This is a genomic window from Streptomyces sp. NPDC051243, from assembly GCF_044455405.1.
Classification (GTDB): Bacteria; Actinomycetota; Actinomycetes; order Streptomycetales; family Streptomycetaceae; genus Streptomyces.
Genome location: NZ_JBITES010000002.1, coordinates 436,347 through 452,268 on the forward strand (window position 1 = coordinate 436,347; position 15,922 = coordinate 452,268).

The 15,922-nt window shown below is 70.6% G+C and carries 13 protein-coding genes; 8 read left to right on the forward strand and 5 right to left on the reverse strand.

The annotated features are described in order from the left end of the window. Positions 1-51: 51 nt before the first annotated feature. From ACIBAG_RS05865 to ACIBAG_RS05885, 5 genes are all read left to right on the forward strand, one after another. On the forward strand, positions 52-1,578 hold the full coding sequence (locus ACIBAG_RS05865) for an FG-GAP-like repeat-containing protein (RefSeq protein ID WP_399101379.1): 1,527 nt from the start codon (positions 52-54) through the stop codon (positions 1,576-1,578). A 223-nt stretch (positions 1,579-1,801) separates the two neighbouring features. Then, on the forward strand, positions 1,802-2,071 hold the full coding sequence (locus ACIBAG_RS05870; protein WP_399101381.1) for a hypothetical protein: 270 nt from the start codon (positions 1,802-1,804) through the stop codon (positions 2,069-2,071). A gap of 71 nt (positions 2,072-2,142) precedes the next feature. Then, positions 2,143-2,706, forward strand: a complete 564-nt coding sequence (locus ACIBAG_RS05875) for a dihydrofolate reductase family protein (protein WP_399101383.1) — start codon at positions 2,143-2,145, stop codon at positions 2,704-2,706. 167 nt (positions 2,707-2,873) lie between these two features. After that, positions 2,874-3,989, forward strand: a complete 1,116-nt coding sequence (locus ACIBAG_RS05880; protein ID WP_399101385.1) for an ADP-ribosylglycohydrolase family protein — start codon at positions 2,874-2,876, stop codon at positions 3,987-3,989. A 66-nt stretch (positions 3,990-4,055) separates the two neighbouring features. Continuing rightward, the gene (locus ACIBAG_RS05885) at positions 4,056-4,682 is read left to right on the forward strand and encodes a hypothetical protein (RefSeq protein ID WP_399101387.1); all 627 of its coding nucleotides are present in this window, start codon (positions 4,056-4,058) and stop codon (positions 4,680-4,682) included. 219 nt (positions 4,683-4,901) lie between these two features. Here ACIBAG_RS05885 and ACIBAG_RS05890 read toward each other — a convergent pair whose 3' ends face one another. After that, positions 4,902-6,476 carry a sodium:solute symporter family protein gene (locus ACIBAG_RS05890; protein ID WP_399101389.1) on the reverse strand — a complete coding sequence of 525 codons (1,575 nt, stop codon included), beginning with the start codon at positions 6,474-6,476 and terminating at the stop codon, positions 4,902-4,904. Positions 6,477-6,638: 162 nt separating this feature from the next. Further along, positions 6,639-7,424, reverse strand: coding sequence for an SDR family oxidoreductase (locus ACIBAG_RS05895; protein WP_399101391.1), 786 nt, complete (start codon positions 7,422-7,424; stop codon positions 6,639-6,641). Between the two features lie 127 nt (positions 7,425-7,551). Between ACIBAG_RS05895 and ACIBAG_RS05900 the strand changes: the two genes are divergently transcribed. Beyond that, positions 7,552-8,415: a hypothetical protein gene (locus ACIBAG_RS05900; RefSeq protein ID WP_399101393.1), complete on the forward strand. Its 864-nt coding sequence runs from the start codon at positions 7,552-7,554 to the stop codon at positions 8,413-8,415. A 134-nt stretch (positions 8,416-8,549) separates the two neighbouring features. Here ACIBAG_RS05900 and ACIBAG_RS05905 read toward each other — a convergent pair whose 3' ends face one another. The 3 genes from ACIBAG_RS05905 to ACIBAG_RS05915 all read right to left on the reverse strand — a co-directional run bounded on the left by ACIBAG_RS05905 (position 8,550) and on the right by ACIBAG_RS05915 (position 10,957). Then, entirely contained in the window at positions 8,550-8,741 is a 192-nt protein-coding gene (locus ACIBAG_RS05905; RefSeq protein WP_031478698.1) for a DUF397 domain-containing protein, read from the reverse strand. A gap of 246 nt (positions 8,742-8,987) precedes the next feature. After that, positions 8,988-9,845 carry a helix-turn-helix domain-containing protein gene (locus ACIBAG_RS05910; RefSeq protein WP_399101396.1) on the reverse strand — a complete coding sequence of 286 codons (858 nt, stop codon included), beginning with the start codon at positions 9,843-9,845 and terminating at the stop codon, positions 8,988-8,990. Positions 9,846-10,201: 356 nt separating this feature from the next. Further along, a complete protein-coding gene (locus tag ACIBAG_RS05915) occupies positions 10,202-10,957 on the reverse strand; it encodes a GPP34 family phosphoprotein (protein ID WP_399101398.1) in 756 nt (251 codons plus the stop codon). 237 nt (positions 10,958-11,194) lie between these two features. Between ACIBAG_RS05915 and ACIBAG_RS05920 the strand changes: the two genes are divergently transcribed. Together ACIBAG_RS05920 and ACIBAG_RS05925 are read left to right on the forward strand one after the other, a co-directional pair. Then, on the forward strand, positions 11,195-13,840 hold the full coding sequence (locus ACIBAG_RS05920) for a serine hydrolase (RefSeq protein ID WP_399101400.1): 2,646 nt from the start codon (positions 11,195-11,197) through the stop codon (positions 13,838-13,840). 198 nt (positions 13,841-14,038) lie between these two features. Then, positions 14,039-15,901: an MFS transporter gene (locus ACIBAG_RS05925; protein ID WP_399101402.1), complete on the forward strand. Its 1,863-nt coding sequence runs from the start codon at positions 14,039-14,041 to the stop codon at positions 15,899-15,901. Positions 15,902-15,922 lie beyond the last annotated feature (21 nt).

The following is a 15,922-nucleotide window of genomic DNA, read 5'->3' on the forward strand; positions in this document are numbered from 1 at the left end:
CCACGGACCACCAACTGAGGTCAGACGCGTTTTCACACTGGGAGACATCGCGTGACATTCGCTCCACGCAGACATCGCACGTCCGGACGCAACCACCGCATCGCGACCGCCATCGCCATCGCCGCGCTGACCGGCGGCGTGCTGGTCCCCGCAGTCGCGGGCAGCGCCTTCGCCGCGACCGGCGATCGCGCCTCGGTGTCCGGCCGTTACGGGGACTTCAACGGCGACGGTTACGTCGACCTCGCCGCCTCCGCCCCCGACGCCACGGTCGACGGCATCGCGGGTGCCGGGGCCGTCACCATCGCGTACGGTTCCGCGGACGGTGCCGGCGCCACGCAGGCCGAGCGGGTCACGATCAGCCAGAACACCAAGACCGTCGGCGGGCGGGTGGAGGCCGGTGACCACTTCGGATTCGCCGTGGCCATCGCCGACTTCAACGACGACGGCTTCGCCGACCTGGCCACCGGCACCCCGGGCGAGGACGTCGAGGACGACCAGGACGCCGGCATCGTCCAGATCCTGTGGGGTTCACCGACCGGCCTGCTGGGCAGCGCCACCCTCGCCGACCCGACGAGCTCCGACCAGGACGCCCACGGGCGGACCCTCGCCGCGGGAGACTTCAACGGCGACGGCAAGGCCGACCTGGCCGCCGGCAACACCTCCGCCCAGGCCTGGCTGTACGCGGGCGGCATCACCGACGAGGGCGCCGACAGCGGCACTTACCCACTGGGCAACCTGAATGCCTGGGGTGGCGAGGTCGTCGCCCTCACCGCCGGTGACGTCACCGGCGACGGCGCCGACGACCTGCTGTTCAACCACTCCCAGCTCTATCGCAGCGGTGGTGACGCGAGCACGCTCGGCCTCAACCCGTCGCCCATGTCGGTCGGCGGCAGAGGCGGCTACTCCTCGGTCTTCGGGGACTTCGACAACGACGGCTACGGCGACATCGTCCTCGGCCGTGAGGGCGGCAACGGCGGCGAGATCACCTACGTCCCGGGCCGCCCGGTCTCCGAGACCGACCCCACCTGGACGGTGGACGACGTCGGCAGGTACACCCTCACCCAGGACAACTTCGACACACCGGGTGACGGCGACGTGTACGACCGGTACGGCGCCGGACTCGCCGCGGGTGACATCAACGGCGACGGACACGACGACCTCGCCGTCGGCGACCCCAATGAGGACACCGACACCGACACCGTCGCGGACGCCGGGCACGTGACCGTCATGTACGGCGGCTCCAGCGGGCTCACGACCACCAACCGCCAGGTCTTCGACCAGGGCAGCGAGGGTGTCCCCGGCGACAACGAGGCCGGCGACGGCTTCGGCTCCCGGCTGCTGATCGGCGACCTCAACGGCGACGGCAGGAAGGACCTGACCGTCGCGGCCCTCGGCGAGGACGGCGGAAGCGGCGCGCTCACCACGCTCCTCGGCACCGACATCACCCTCACGGTCACCGGGGCACGCACCCTGACCCCGACGTCGTACCTGCTGTCACCCGACGGCCGACCGCGGCTCGGTAGCAGCCTCCAGGGCCACTCGCCGATCACGCCTCAGCCGCTCCCCGACGTCGGCTGAGACCGCCCGGACGACGGAACGGCCCAGGGCTGGGGACCGCGTGCCCCGGCCCTGGGCCGCTCGCGGATCACCGCTTGTCGTCGGCGAGCACGGGGCGGAAAACCGGAGCGGAAGAACGGGAGCGCAGAACGGGAGCGCAGAACGCGGGACCGGTCCCGTGGCCCAGCCGCTAGCTTCAGCGGTCTCGGTCCTGAAACCCCGCTCCGTATGGCAGGGAGTACACATGCCCTTCATGGTCTTCGGGCTTCCCGTCCTGTGCGTCTTCGCATGGATGGCATGGTCGGTCTTCCGGATGAGCCACCTGCCTCCCTGGCGCCAGTGGCTGCCCGCGGCGCTGCTGACCGCCGCCGTCTCTTCATGGCTCCTCCTCGCAGCCGGCGGCGCCTCCGGAATGTGGGTGTACCTGTCCGTCTGCCTCGCACTGGCGTCGTGGGCGGTGAGCCTGGCAGAGCGCCGTATGGCGGGCGGACAGGAACGACAGGAAGAGTTCTGACCGCGAGTCGCGATGAGTTCTGCGGCGTGCGGCGGTCGTACTGTCGAACCCGGTGGCGAGGAGGACTGCTGATGCGCGACGTGACGTACTCGATGGGCGTCTCACTTGACGGCTACATCGTCGGGCCGGACGGCGGCTTCGACTGGACGGAGCCCGACCCGGACGTCTTCCGCTTCTGGATCGACGACATTCGAGGGGTCGGCGTCCACCTGCTGGGACGACGGCTGTACGAGACGATGCTGTACTGGGAGACCGCCGACCAGGATCCCTCGCTCGGCGAGGCGGAGCTCGAGTGGGCCTCGCTCTGGAACCCGCTCCCGAAGGTGGTGTTCTCCACCACGCTCTCGGCGGTGCAGGGCAACGCCCGCCTGGCCTCCGGCAGCCTGGCCGAGGAGATCGAGCGGTTGCGGGCCGAGCCGGGCGAGGGCGAGATCGCCATCGGCGGCGCGACTCTCGCCGCCGAGGCGGCCGCGTCGGATCTGATCGACGAGTACCGGGCCATGGTCCATCCCGTGCTGGTCGGCGGCGGCACTCCGTTCTTTCCCCAGCACGAGCGTCGGGTGGATCTCGACCTCGTCGAGACCCGCACCTTCAACTCGAGATTCGTCTACCTCCGCTACCGCGTGGCGCGCTAGCCGGCTCGCTCCGGGCCGCCCTCCGGCACCTGGCACGGGCGATATCTGACCACTCGGGACCACTTCGGTCACACCTCGCATACCGATCCGCCCCCTGAACCGACCGTCCCCGGTCGATTACAGTGGCGAACTGTCGTACGGACGGTCGCTGACGCGGGGAGGTCTGGATGGGTGCGACAAGCGGCGCCGTCTGGGGCCGTACCGAGCAGCAGGACTTCCGCAGCCGGGTGCGCGGCACCTTGCTGGGCGTGGCCGTCGGGGACGCCCTCGGCGCGCCGGTCGACGGGCTCGCGCTGGAGGAGATCCAGGAGCAGTACGGCGCCGAGGGCCTGGTCGATTTCGGGTTCGGGTACGGGCGGCGCGGTGCCGTCAGCCATCTCACGCAGCTGACCCTCTTCTCCGTGGACGGGCTGATAAGAGCCCAGGTGAGGCGCGACACCGGCGCCTGGCATCCGCCGACCGACCTGCACCGGGCCTATCTGCGGTGGGCCGCCACGCAGCGCGACTGGGGGCCCGACGAGCGCCGTAAGGACGACGGGTGGCTGGCGCGCGAGGAGTGGCTGTACGCCCGCCGGGACCCGACGCGCGCTCTCCTGCTGGGCCTCGGTGACGACACCATGGGCACGCTGGAGTCGCCCAAGAACGTCGCCGAGCTGGGGCCCGAGGCCGTCGCCCGGTCCGCGCCGTTCGGGCTGCTCGTCGGCTGGGAACCGCAGCTCGTCGTCCAGCTCGCCGTGGAGTGCGCGACGCAGACCCACGGCCACCCCGTCGCCTATCTGGCGGCGGGCGCGTACGCGGTGATCGTGCACGGGCTCGCCGGCGGGGACAGCCTCGACGGGGCCGTACAGCGGGCGCGCGCCCTGCTCGCCCTGCGGCCCGGTCACGAACCCGTGTCGGACGCGCTGCAGCACGCGCTCGGCGCCGTACGGCAGGGCATGCCCACCCCGGCCCGGGTGGAGGAGCTCGCGGCCGACGGCTCGGCGGACGGGCTGCTCGCGGCCGCCGTGTACTGCGCCCTGGTCGGCGAGGACGTCCGCCATGGCCTCTGCCTCGCCGTGAACCACGACGGCCCCTCCGCCGCCGCGGGCGCCCTCACCGGCGGCCTGCTGGGCGCCCTGCACGGCGAGACCGCCCTGCCCCCGGCCTGGCTGGCCGAACTCGAGGGCCGCCCGACGATCCTCGAACTCGCCGACGACTTCGCCATGGAGATGACCCAGGGCCCGGCCCTGCACGGGCCCGCCGGGTCGTCGCCGGGATGGCTGGCCAGGTATCCGCGGGCTTAGCGGTGTGTCCGCGGGCTTTGGAGCTGTATCCGCGGGCTCAGAGGTGATCGAGGGAAGTGGAGCGCGGTGCTGCGTTCGTTGCGGCTGAAGGACGTGGAGGAAAGGGCGGCGCGGGTGCTGCCGGCGGGGGAGCGGCTTGTCGCCGGCCAGCAGGTCCGGCGCGGGAAACGCGTTCCCAAGCCGCGCAGGGGGCGTCGGCCCCGTGTGCTGCGCGGGCTGCGGATGCCCGGCGATCGCTGGGAAGGGGCGAAGGCCTGGTTCTGGTTCTTCCTGGCGGTGATGGATCTCCCCGGCGCCCTCTTTGACGCCCTGTTCGACTGGGGACGCAAGAAGGGCAAGCCCCTCAAGGGCGGTTGGAACAGCCTTGCCGGGCAGTTCGCGGCGGCGCTGCATCCCCTCTCGAAGACGACAGGCGTGGTGCGGGTCGTTGTCCTGACCGACCGGCAGCTGCGGGTCGTCTACGTCCAGCAGGGCCGCCGTAGCGGCGAACTCGGCCGGGCCGAGTCCGGTTGGGCCGTGGACGTCCGGCAGGTCGCGTGGCTTCGCAACCGTGACGACGTGTCCAACAAGAACTACGAGCTCGGGTTCGCGGACGGCTCCTGGGCCCGCGTGCACTTCCCGCAGGTGAACATGGACTTCCTCGACGGCCTTCCGGCTCCCCGCCTCCGGCACGACGCTCCCGTCCCGCCCTGAGCGGCCGTACCGGCCTTCCGCCACCGGCTGCTGCGCCGGCTCGGGTCGGGCGGGATGGGCACCTCGGTCCCCGACCCCGGCCCCGAACCCGACCTCGGTCCCGGTCCCCGACCTCGGTCCCGGTCCCCGACCTCGGTCCCGGTCCCCGACCTCGGTCCCGGTCCCCGACCTCGGTCCCAGCCCCCGACCTCGGTCCCAGCCCCCGTCCCGGCCCCGGCCTCAGTCCTTCACCCGCGTACCCACCGCGTCCTCCACACCCCCGGCCGGCCCCGGCACCGCGGCCGCCGCGGACCCGTCGTCGTCCGTGTTGATGCGCTCGACGATCGCGAGCCGCTCCGGGGTGTCCTCCGGCTTGATGTAGCCGATGAGGATGTACAGGACCAGCGAGACCGCCAGCGGGACGGAGACCTGGTACTGGAGCGGCACCCCGCCCTCGATCTGCCAGCTGATGGGGTAGTTGACCAGCCAGAAGGCGAGCAGCCCCATCGACCAGCTGGTGAGCGCGGCCGTGGGGCCGGAGCGGCGGAACGGCCGCAGCAGGCCCAGCATCATCGGGATCGCCATCGGGCCCATCAGACCGGCGACCCACTTGATCACGACCGTGATGATGTCCTTGAAGGTGGGGGAGTTGACCTGCGTCGCCGCCGCCATGGAAAGGCCGAGGAAGACGACGGTCGTGATCCGCGCGACCCGCAGCCCCTGCCCCTCGCTCCAGGTCCGCGCCCGGCGCCAGATCACCGGCGCGCAGTCCCGGGTGAACACGGCGGCGATGGCGTTGGCGTCGGAGGAGCACATGGCCATGGTGTGCGAGAAGAAGCCGACGATGACGAGGCCCAACAGGCCGTGCGGGAGCAGCTGTTCGGTCATCAGGCCGTAGGAGTCCGAGCCGTCCGGCTTCTGCGACTCGACCAGCAGCGGCGACATCCACATCGGGAAGAACAGCACCAGCGGCCAGACCAGCCACAGCAGCGCCGACAGCCGCGCCGAGCGCTCGGCCTCGTACGGGGTCGCCGTGGCCATGTAGCGCTGGGCCTGGTTGAGCATGCCGCCGTTGTACTCGAAGAGCTTGATGAAGAGGAAGGCGAGGAGGAACACGGTCCCGTACGGGCCGACCAGCGGCTCCCCGTGGCCCCGCAGCTCCGGCTCGTCCCAGGCGCCGAGGAAGCCGATGCCCCGGTCGTTCAGCTCCATGATGACCGCGATGAACATCGCGATGCCGGCGAGGAACTGGATGACGAACTGGCCGAGTTCGGTGAGCGCGTCCGCCCAGAGGCCGCCGATGGTGCAGTAGACGGCGGTGATGGTGCCGGTGATCAGGATGCCCTGGTTGAGGGACACGCCCGTGAACACCGACAGCAGGGTCGCGATGGCGGCCCACTTGGCACCCACGTCGACGATCTTCAGCAGCATGCCGGACCAGGCCAGGGCCTGCTGGGTCTTCAGGTCGTAACGGTTCTTCAGGTACTCCAGCGGGGAGGCCACATGGAGCCGTGAACGCAGCCGGTTGATGCGCGGCGCGAACAGCTTCGAACCGATGGCGATGCCGAGCGCGATGGGGAAGGACCAGGTGACGAAGGACGTGACGCCGTAGGTGTAGGCGATGCCCGCGTACCCGGTGAACATCACCGCGCTGTATCCGGACATGTGATGCGAGATCCCGGACAGCCACCACGGCATCTTGCCGCCCGCGGTGAAGAAGTCGCTGACGTTGTCCACCCGCTTGTGCGACCAGACGCCGATCGCCACCATCACGCCGAAGTAGCCGATGAGCACGGCCCAGTCGAGACTGTTCATGGGACCCCTTCCCCGGGTTCCGTCCTGTGAACGGCTTGCCCATGGTGGGTAGGGTGGCGCGGGCACGACAAGCGCACGTAAGGTCAACAGAGGGTAAAAAAGTTCTGAGTGGTGACCTGTGTTCACTCACATGAACAGCCCGAACGGGTCGAAGAAGTGCGGTCAGCGCATCAGTTCCCCCGCGTTCACCAGCAGCGACTGCCCGGTGATCGCCCGGGCCCGGTCCGACGCGAGAAACACGGCCGCGTCGGCGACGTCCCCGTCCGTCGCCAGCTCGGGCAGAGCCATCCGCTCGGTCAGCCGCTCGAGTACGTCCGCCTCCCGCGCCCCCTCGGTAAGCGCCGTGAACTGCACGTACGCCTGCACCGGCGGCCCCCACATCCAGCCCGGCAGCACGGTGTTGACCCGGATCCGGTGCGGGCCCAGCTCCCGGGCCAGGGAGTACATGGCGCTGGTGAGGGCGCCCTTGGAGGCGGCGTAGGCGGCCTGGCGCACCTGGGACGGGGCGGCCACGGCGGACTGCGTGCCGATGAACACCACCGAGCCGCCGCCCTCCTTCAGCGCGGGCAGGCAGGCCCGGGTCATCCGCAGCGAGCCGAGCAGGTTGACGTCGATGACGGACTGCCAGGTCGCGAAGTCGGCGTCCTCCAGGCCGCCGAAGTAGGAGTCCCAGGCGGCGACATGGATGACACCGTCGATCCCCCCGAACCGCTCCCGCGCCAGCCCGGCCAGCGCCTCGCACTGCCGCTCGTCGGTGATGTCGGTCGCCCGGTACGCCGTGTGCGCCCCGTCGGGATCGACCTCGGCCGCGCTCTTCGCCAGGTTCGCCTCCGTGCGCGCCCCCAGCACCGCGTTCCCGCCGTCCCGCACGACCGCCGCCGCGACCTGGTGCCCGAGCCCGGCGCCGACTCCGGAGACGACGACGGTCTTGCCGGTGAGCAGTGACATGGGGCCTCCCTGGGTCCGGCTCTGACTGCCGGCTCGCGCTCCGAGCGGTAGCTCTGACTCTGGCGATTTATCTGACGGAGCGTCAGAGTATGGGCGTCCGAGGGAGGAAGGAAGGGAAGGGAACGGCATGAGCGAGGACACCCGCAGTGAGACGTACGCCGAACTGGCCGCCGTCGGCCCGTACGGAGTCCACCCCGGCCACGCCCTGATCACCATGGTGGAACCGCATCCGGGCCATGAGTACGCCTACAACCGCTGGTACGAGGACGACCACTACTACGCGGGCGCGATGGCCATGCCCTGGATGTACGCCGGCCGCCGCTGGGTGGCGACCAGGGACCTCCAACTGCTCCGCTACCCGGAGAAGTCGGCGATAGCCCAGCCGGTCACCGCCGGCTGCTACATCTCGACGTACTGGATCACCGCCGGCCGCTACGACGACCACATGCGCTGGACGGTCGCCATCAACAAGCGCCTCAACCGCGACGCCCGCGTCTACCAGGACCGCACCCATGTCTTCACGGCGTTCCAGGACCACGAGGCGACGGTGTACCGCGACGGCGCTGCGGGCCCCCGCGACTTCCACGCCCTGGACCATCCCTACGCGGGCCTGGTGGTCGAGGTCATCGACGCCGAGTCGCCGGAGCGGCGCGCCGAGCTGCTGGAGTGGCTGCGCACCCGTCACCTCCCGCGTCGACTGGCGGGCTCCCCGGCCGCGCTGGTGACGATCTTCCGGCCCACACCCCTCCCGCTCGACCGCATGTCGTACGTCAAGCAGGTCGAGGGCACGGACACGCGCCTGACGCTGCTGTGGTTCCTGGAGGCGGACCCGAGGGAGTGCTGGGAGGAGTACTTCGCCGATCTGGACACGGCGGTGGAGGCCGCATCCACGAGCGGCTCGGCCGCCGGTGGGCTGGGGCGGGTGGAGCTGGTGGCGCCGTTCGTCCCGACGGTGCCGGGAACGGACCGGTACGTGGCCGAGTTGCGCTGAGGGGGCCGGACGCGGGCACAGCCGAGCCCCCTCGGCAAGGACGGCGGGCTGGTCGAGAGGGCTCTATCTGTGGTGCTTGTGCAGTTGTTGATCGTGAGGTCGGTGTGCGGATGAGGACCGGACAGATCCGCCCCTTACGCTTTCACCGACGCCACGAACGTGTTCCACGCGTCAGCGGGGAACGCCAGGATCGGGCCCTCGGGAACCTTGGAGTCCCGCACCGCCATGGCCGCCGTGACCGGTGACTTGACCTCGACGCACGCGCCGTTTCCTGTGGAGTACGAGGACTTGGTCCACGTGTCCGTGGAACCCTGACGAATTGCCATGTTTGCTCCGAATTGCCAGATGTCGAGTTGCTGTCATCGCCCCGCGCCTCCGGACGACCGGACCGTGGGGCGATTCACGCCAACGTTGTTGCTGGGTGGCGTGATCGACGCTACTCGCCAACATCGGCTGACGAAGCGACTATTCACTCGGCTGGGTGCATATTCCAGTGGAGTCTTCCATCCCGGCCTGGGGAAGGTGTACCGTGCGGCGTTCTCCGGCCGGGACGGGCGCTCCGGGAGCGGAACTCAGCGCGCGTACTCCTTCGCGATGTCCGCGATGAACTGGCGTGACTGCTCCACGTTCAGGGCCTGCGCCCGCAGGTGCTCGTACATGACGCTGTACTTCTGGACGTCGTTCGCCTTCTCCAGGTACAGGTCGCTGGTGACGCCCTCGATGTAGACGACGCTGGAGTCGGCCGCGTCCGGGAACTCCAGGATCGCGTACTGCCCGTTGAGGCCCGGGTGCGCACCCATCTCGAAGGGGATCACCTGCACGGTGACATGGGGCAGCTGGGACTGCTCGACGAGCTGTTCCAACTGGTCGCGCATGAGGGACTTGTTGCCGACGACCCGGCGCAGGGCGGCCTCGTCCATGACGGTCCACAGCCGGAGCGGGTTCTCCTCGGTGGAGATTCGTTCCTGTCGGCGCATCCGCACCTGGACCCGTTTCTCGATCTCGGCGGACGCGGTCTCCGGCAACGCCCCGGCGATGAGTGCCTCCGCGTACTGCTTGGTCTGCAACAGGCCGGGGACGACCTGCGGGTCGTACACCCGCAGGCTCGCCGCGTCCGTCTCCAGCCCGATGTAGACGCTGTACGGGATGTCGCCGAACGAATGCCACCACCCCTGCTGCCGCGAGTCCTTGGCCATCTGCATCAGCGAGTCCACGATCCGGTGGTCCTCCACCTCGTAGACCCCGCACAGGTCGCGGACGTCGCGCTGGCTGATGCTGCGCCGTCCGTTCTCCAGCCGGCTGATCTTCGACTGCGACACCAGCAGCCGCTCGGCCACCTCTTCGGCCGTCATGCCCTTGAGCTCGCGGAGCCGGCGCAGCTCCTGGCCCAGCCGGCGTCGCCTGACGGTGGGATTGACATTGGACGCCACGGGACGTGCACCTCCGGCTGCCTGCCTGTGATTGCCACTTTGTGTATCTGCTGTTGAGCAGACTGCCACCAAGGTGCTTACTACCGCTGGGAAACGGTGGATATGCGCTGGATACACGCCAGTTCGGAAGACCCCCGGCACATGCGGCCGCGCGGGGCGGCGGGACCGGTGTCGTCGTCCGGACGACGGTCCCGCCGCCCCGCGCGGACCAGCGGCTCCCGTACCGGTCTCGGGGACTGCGGTGCGGCGCTGGGTGTGCGAGACGAGCTGGTGGTGCGTGGTGCGCGTGGTGCGTGGTGCTTGGTCGGGCAAACGGCGAACGGCCGTGGTGGTGCTGCGGGTCGTGGTACCGCGGCTCAGTGGGCCACGACGCGCGCCATGGATCCGCGGCGCGGCTGCACCGGAACGCCACGGGCGGGTTCCGCTGCCGCCCTGCCACCGGAGGCGGCCTGGCGGCCGGCCGGGGCCGGGCTGCGGCGCGGCTGGGCCGCGACGCCGTTCTGGACGTCCATCACGGCGTGCGCGACGAGACCGCCCATGGGGTCATGCCTGATCAGATCCCTGAGCCGGGACCGAGAGGACCGCCCCTCGTTCCCCGGATACAGGTGCTTGCCGAGGCCGACCGCGTGTGCCAGGGCGGCGAGCGCCGCGGTCCGCGGGTCCGGCGGTACGCCGGTGCGGATCGCGGAGTCCAGCCGGGCCCTGATCTCCCGGCTGATGGCGTTGTCCGTCGCCTGGTAACGAGTCGTCGGCAACACCCCGCACATCTGACCCGCCACGGCATGCACCATGCCGCACCGCTCCAGATGCGAGAGGTAGGTCTGGCGCAGCCCCAGCCGGGGCCCGCCGATCCAGTGGACGGCACGCACGGGAGCGCCACGCCTTCGCAGCAACTCCAACGCGCAGTCCAGTGTCGGATCTCCAGTCGGCCGTGGGGCTACCACGGCGATACGATCCCCGTCTGGGGCTATCCGTCCGGCCAGCGCCAGCTCCACTAGCTGTGCTCCGGCCAGACCGAGGTCGAGCGACTGCGGCTGTGCGGTGGTACCCGTGGCCGGGTCCAACGCCAGCAGCAGAAGCTCCTCCGGAAGTGTTCTGCGGCTCCTGCCCATCCATGCCTCCCCGCGTGGATGAAAGACAGGGTGACCCCTCTCACATTGGTCTGTCGAGGGTGCGTGACCGGTTCGTGAGGGAACCGGTAGGTATGTCGTTCTCGTCTACCGCACCAGCAGAGGGCCGCGCACAGGACACTGGTACACGGTTCGGACAGCGGCACGGGGGGTCGCACGGGCGCCGTGTCCGGGCGACGGCTCACGGTTCGGCAGCCGCACGCATGGCGTGCGTGGCACATGGAGGAGGCATCGGTGGCGGGCGAGTCCCCCGACAGGTCGAAGCAGCGCGAGTCGTCGGCAGTACCGACGTCGGGGAGCACGGGCCCGGTTCCCGAGTCCGCCCCCGAACCCCCCTCGACCCCCGACGCGCCGGAGCGGCGCGACCCCCGACTGGCGATGACCCGCGACAACCCGGCCCCGACGGCAACCACGTCGCGGGGCGGCGTGGACACGGCGACCAGGGTCCTGTCCCGCCACGAGCTGGCCGCCGTACGCGCGCGACTGGCCGAGGCCGAGAACGCCGGGGAAGAGGACCGGGCGACCGAGGACGCGGACGCGGGGCGCGGGTCGGCCGAGGACGCCGAAAGCGCCGACGCGTCGGCCGGGGATGCCGGGGATGCCGAGGACGCGGGTGCGGCGGCCGGGAACGGCGGCGACGCGAAGGCCGACGGCGCCGACGTGGTGGCCGGGGATGCCGAGGACGCGGGTGCGGCGGCCGGGAACGGCGGCGACGCGAAGGCCGACGGCGCCGACGCGGTTGAGAGTGAGAGCTCGCAGGGTGCCGAGAGCCGGGGTACCGAGGCTGCCGCTCCGGGCGACGATCGGCTGAGGGCCGCTGTGGCGGCATGGGTGGCCTCCGGGGACGCGGAGGGCGACAAGGAGGGCGACAAGGAGACGCCGGGCGCTGACGAGGGCGCCAAGCCCGCCGAGACGCGCGACGAGGCCGACGGTGCCGAGGCTGCCGCGGCGGAGGGCGCTGAGAAGACCGAGGACGCCGACTCCGGTACCGGGGAGGACGTGGACGGCAAGGCGCCCAGGACGGCGCCGAGGACCGACAGCTCGGCGGAGGCCGGAGCCGACGCGGCGGAAGACACCATCGCCGACGACACCCCTGCGTCCGTCACTGCCTCCGACGACGCAAGCGCCAACGAATCCCACGACGAACCCCAAGACGACCCCGACGACACACCCGCGGCCGCCGACGGCGAGGACGCCCCACAGGGGCCCCCCGCACCCGGCGACGAAAGCAGCACGGGTGGTGCCGGTGGGAACACATCGGACGAGGGCGAAGCCGAGGCCGCCGTCGATCAGCCGACCACCGTCTTCAAGGCCGTACGCCCCACCAAGCCCTCCGTCGACCACCCCACCACCATGCTGAAGTCCCCCAAGCCCAAAGCGGAAGCCAAGCCCGAAGCCAAGCCCGAATCCAAGCCCGAATCCGAATCCCCCTCCGAGCGCACCAGCAAGTTCGTCGCCCTCAAGCCCGACATCAGGCAGCACCCTCCCAAGACCCCGGCCACCCCCAACCCCCCCGCCGCACCGCCGGAGGCAACCGCCGCCATCCCTCAGGTCGGCCCCGAGCGCACCACCCAGCAGCCCCTGCCGCCCAAGCCCCCGCTCGACCTGCTCGCCGAGCTGACGAACACGCCCCCGCCCCCGGACACCCCCGTCCGCACGCTCGTCCGGCGGATCAAGATCTGGACCCCGCTGGTCCTGCTCCTCGCGATCCTCTTTGCGATCGCGCAGGCCGTCCGCCCCCTGCCCGCCCCCACCCTCGCCCTCACCGCCGAGGAGTCGTACACCTTCGACGGCGGCAAGGCCGCCCTCCCCTGGCCCGGCGAGGGCCAGGGCTGGATGGACGTCAACGGCATCGGCACGATGGGCGACTTCGGCGAGCAGACACCGGTCGCCATCGGCTCCGTCGCCAAGGCCATGACCGCGTACGTCGTCCTGAAGGACCATGCCCTGAAGCCGGGCGAGGACGGCGAGAAGATCAAGGTCGACGCCCTGGCGGAGAAGGAGGGCGGCTACGACCAGGACGGCGAGTCCACCCTCAACACCGTCAAGGAGGGCGAGACCATCACCCTGCGGGACGCGATCGCGGCGATCATGATCCCGTCCGCGAACAACATCGCCCGCCTGCTGGCCCGTTGGGACGCCGGTACCGAGAAGGCGTTCATCGAGAAGATGAACACCACCGCCAAGGAACTCGGCATGACCAACACGACGTACACCGACGCCTCGGGCCTGAAGGAGACCACCGTCTCGACCGCCGAGGACCAGGTGAAGCTGGGGCATGAGCTGGTCAGGATGCCGGAGCTGATGAAGATCACGTCCATGGGGCAGTGGTTCGACCCCTCCGGGAAGAAGCACTACAACTACAACTACCTGGTCCCGTACAACGGCGCCATCGGCATCAAGACGGGCACGACCTCCGCGGCCGGCGGCAACCTCCTCTTCGCGGCCCGCAAGGAGGTCGGCGGCGAGACCGTCACCCTCGTCGGCGCCATCCTCGGCCAGCACAAGTCGCCGATCATCCAGACCGTCAACGACGTCAGCAAGACCGCGATGCTGGCCGCCCAGGACGCCCTGACCTCGGCGAAGATCCTCAAGAAGGGCGACGTCGTCGGATACGTCGACGACGGCCTCGGCGGCCGCACCCCGGTCGTCCTCACCCAGGACGTCACCGCCGTCGGCTGGTCCGGCCTCAAGGTGAAGCTGTCCTTCGCCGCCGACGACGTCCCGCACACCGCGAAGGCCGGCACCAAGGTCGGCACGCTCACCGTCGGCGACGGCACGAGCGGCGCGGTCAGGGTTCCCGTGGCCCTCCAGACGGACCTCGCGGAACCGGGCTTCACGGACAAGCTGACCCGCGTCGGCTGACCCGCCGGCGGCCGAAGGGCATCCAGCACGCAGCCCGCCGACGAGCCCCGTCGGCGGGCTGCGTGCTAGCGTCACGAAACGGGCAGGTCGTCGCTCACGAGGCACGGCCGCGAAACCCTTGGAGACAGGGCCGACAACACGCGGGAAACGGGACGCGGCCAGAACAGAAGACGGGACAGCACGGGGAGTGCCTCACAAGTGGCCACTGCGGAGCCGACACGCGCCGACGACGCCGATCCGGAACGGGGAGCCGGTCCGCGAATACGCGTACCCGCACCGCGCCAGGGCGACCGTCCGAGCGGTCCTCAGAACAGACCGCCGTCGCGTCTGACCACCGCCGCCCTCACCCTGCGTGAGCGGCTGTCGCGGCATCCGGTGCTGTCGATCACCACCCTGGCCGGGCTCCTCCACGTCGTCTGGTTCTTCACGTTCGCAAGCAGCGGCGGCGATCTCGCCGCCCAGGACGCATGGGCCGAGTTCGTCGGCCGGCACCCGGACTCGGCGTACAACCTCGCCTGGTACGGCGGGATGCACCCGGTGTCGTACAGCGTCGTCTCGCCGTATCTGATGTCGGTCCTCGGCGTCCGTACGACGATGATGATCGCGGGAACGATCTCCGCGGCCCTGCTGACACTGGTGCTGCTGCGCAGCAGGTCGGTGCGCAATCCGCTGTGGTGCGCGCTCGCCGGTGTCTTCGGGCTGATCGCCAACGCGATCTCCGGTCGGGTGACCTTCGGCCTCGGCACGATGTTCGCGCTGGGCGCGGTCGCCGTCGTGTTCTGCTGGCCGTACCGCTGGCGCTACAAGCGGTGGGCGAAGGCGCTGTGCGCCGCCCCGCTGGCCGCGCTCGCCACCATGGCGTCGCCGGTGGCGGGGTTGTTCGTGGGCTTCGTGGCGGTAGCGCTGTTCCTGCAGAAGCGGCGGCCGGGCGCCTGGGCGCTGGGCCTGGCGCCGACCGCCGTCGTCGCCGTGTCCGCGTGGCTGTTCCCGTTCTCCGGAACCCAGCCGATGGTGATCGGCTCGGTGCTGCTTCCGCTGCTGCTCGCGGTCGTGACCTTCGTGATCGTCCCCGAGGAGTGGAAGACGGTCCGGCTGGTGTCGGTGGTCTACGGCCTCGCGGTCATCCTCGTCTGGGTGGTCAGCTCGCAGATCGGCTCGAACATCACCCGGCTCGCGATGCTGTTCGGCGGGGTGACGCTGGTGGCGGCGCTGCCGTTCACGGTGCCGCGGTCGCGCAAGTGGTACGCGGGCGTGCTGGCGCTGCTCACCTTCGCCGGGTGGATCGGGTACAAGACGGTCGACGACGTCATCCACGCCGCCCCGGAGGCCTCCTGGGCGCGTGAGCTGGCGCCGCTGGTCAACGAACTCCAGGAGGCCGGCGCCGACAAAGGCCGGGTGGAGGTCGTGCCCGCCCGCTCCCACCGTGAGGCCTCCGCGCTCGCGCCGTACTTCAATCTGGCCCGCGGCTGGAACCGCCAGGCCGACATGAAGCGCAACCCGCTTTTCTACGACGGCACGCTCAACTCCGCGAACTACCGCGAGTGGCTCCAGCGCTGGGCCGTGCACTTCGTGGTGCTGCCCAACGACGAACCGGACCCCTCGGCGGCGGAGCGGGAGCGCGAGCTGGTGCAGCGCGGCATGCCGTATCTGAAGCAGGTGTGGGGCGACGCCAACTGGCAGCTGTTCAAGGTGACCGCCCCGGCGCCGCTCGCCGAGCCGAACGCGGTCGTCGAGCGGGCCGAGCAGGGCGAGATGACGATGCGGGTGAGCAAGCCGGGCCGCGTCCTCATCCGCATCCCGTACTCGCCGTGGCTGAGCATCGTCGACGCCGAGGGCAAAAAGCTCGACCCGCCGCAGGAGACGAAGGAGTCCGAGGAGCGTCCCGACGACGAGCCGAAGTCGTACGACAACGTCAACGGCTGCCTGATGGAGACGGAGGAGGACGCCTTCGGCGACAGGTGGACGATGCTGGTGGCCCCCAAGGCCGGCACTTACCGCTTGGCGGCGCCGTACGACGTGCCGCGCGGGACGCCCTGCCCGGAGGAGCTGCACCAGGGGTGAACCCCGGCGCAGCCCGTCCTC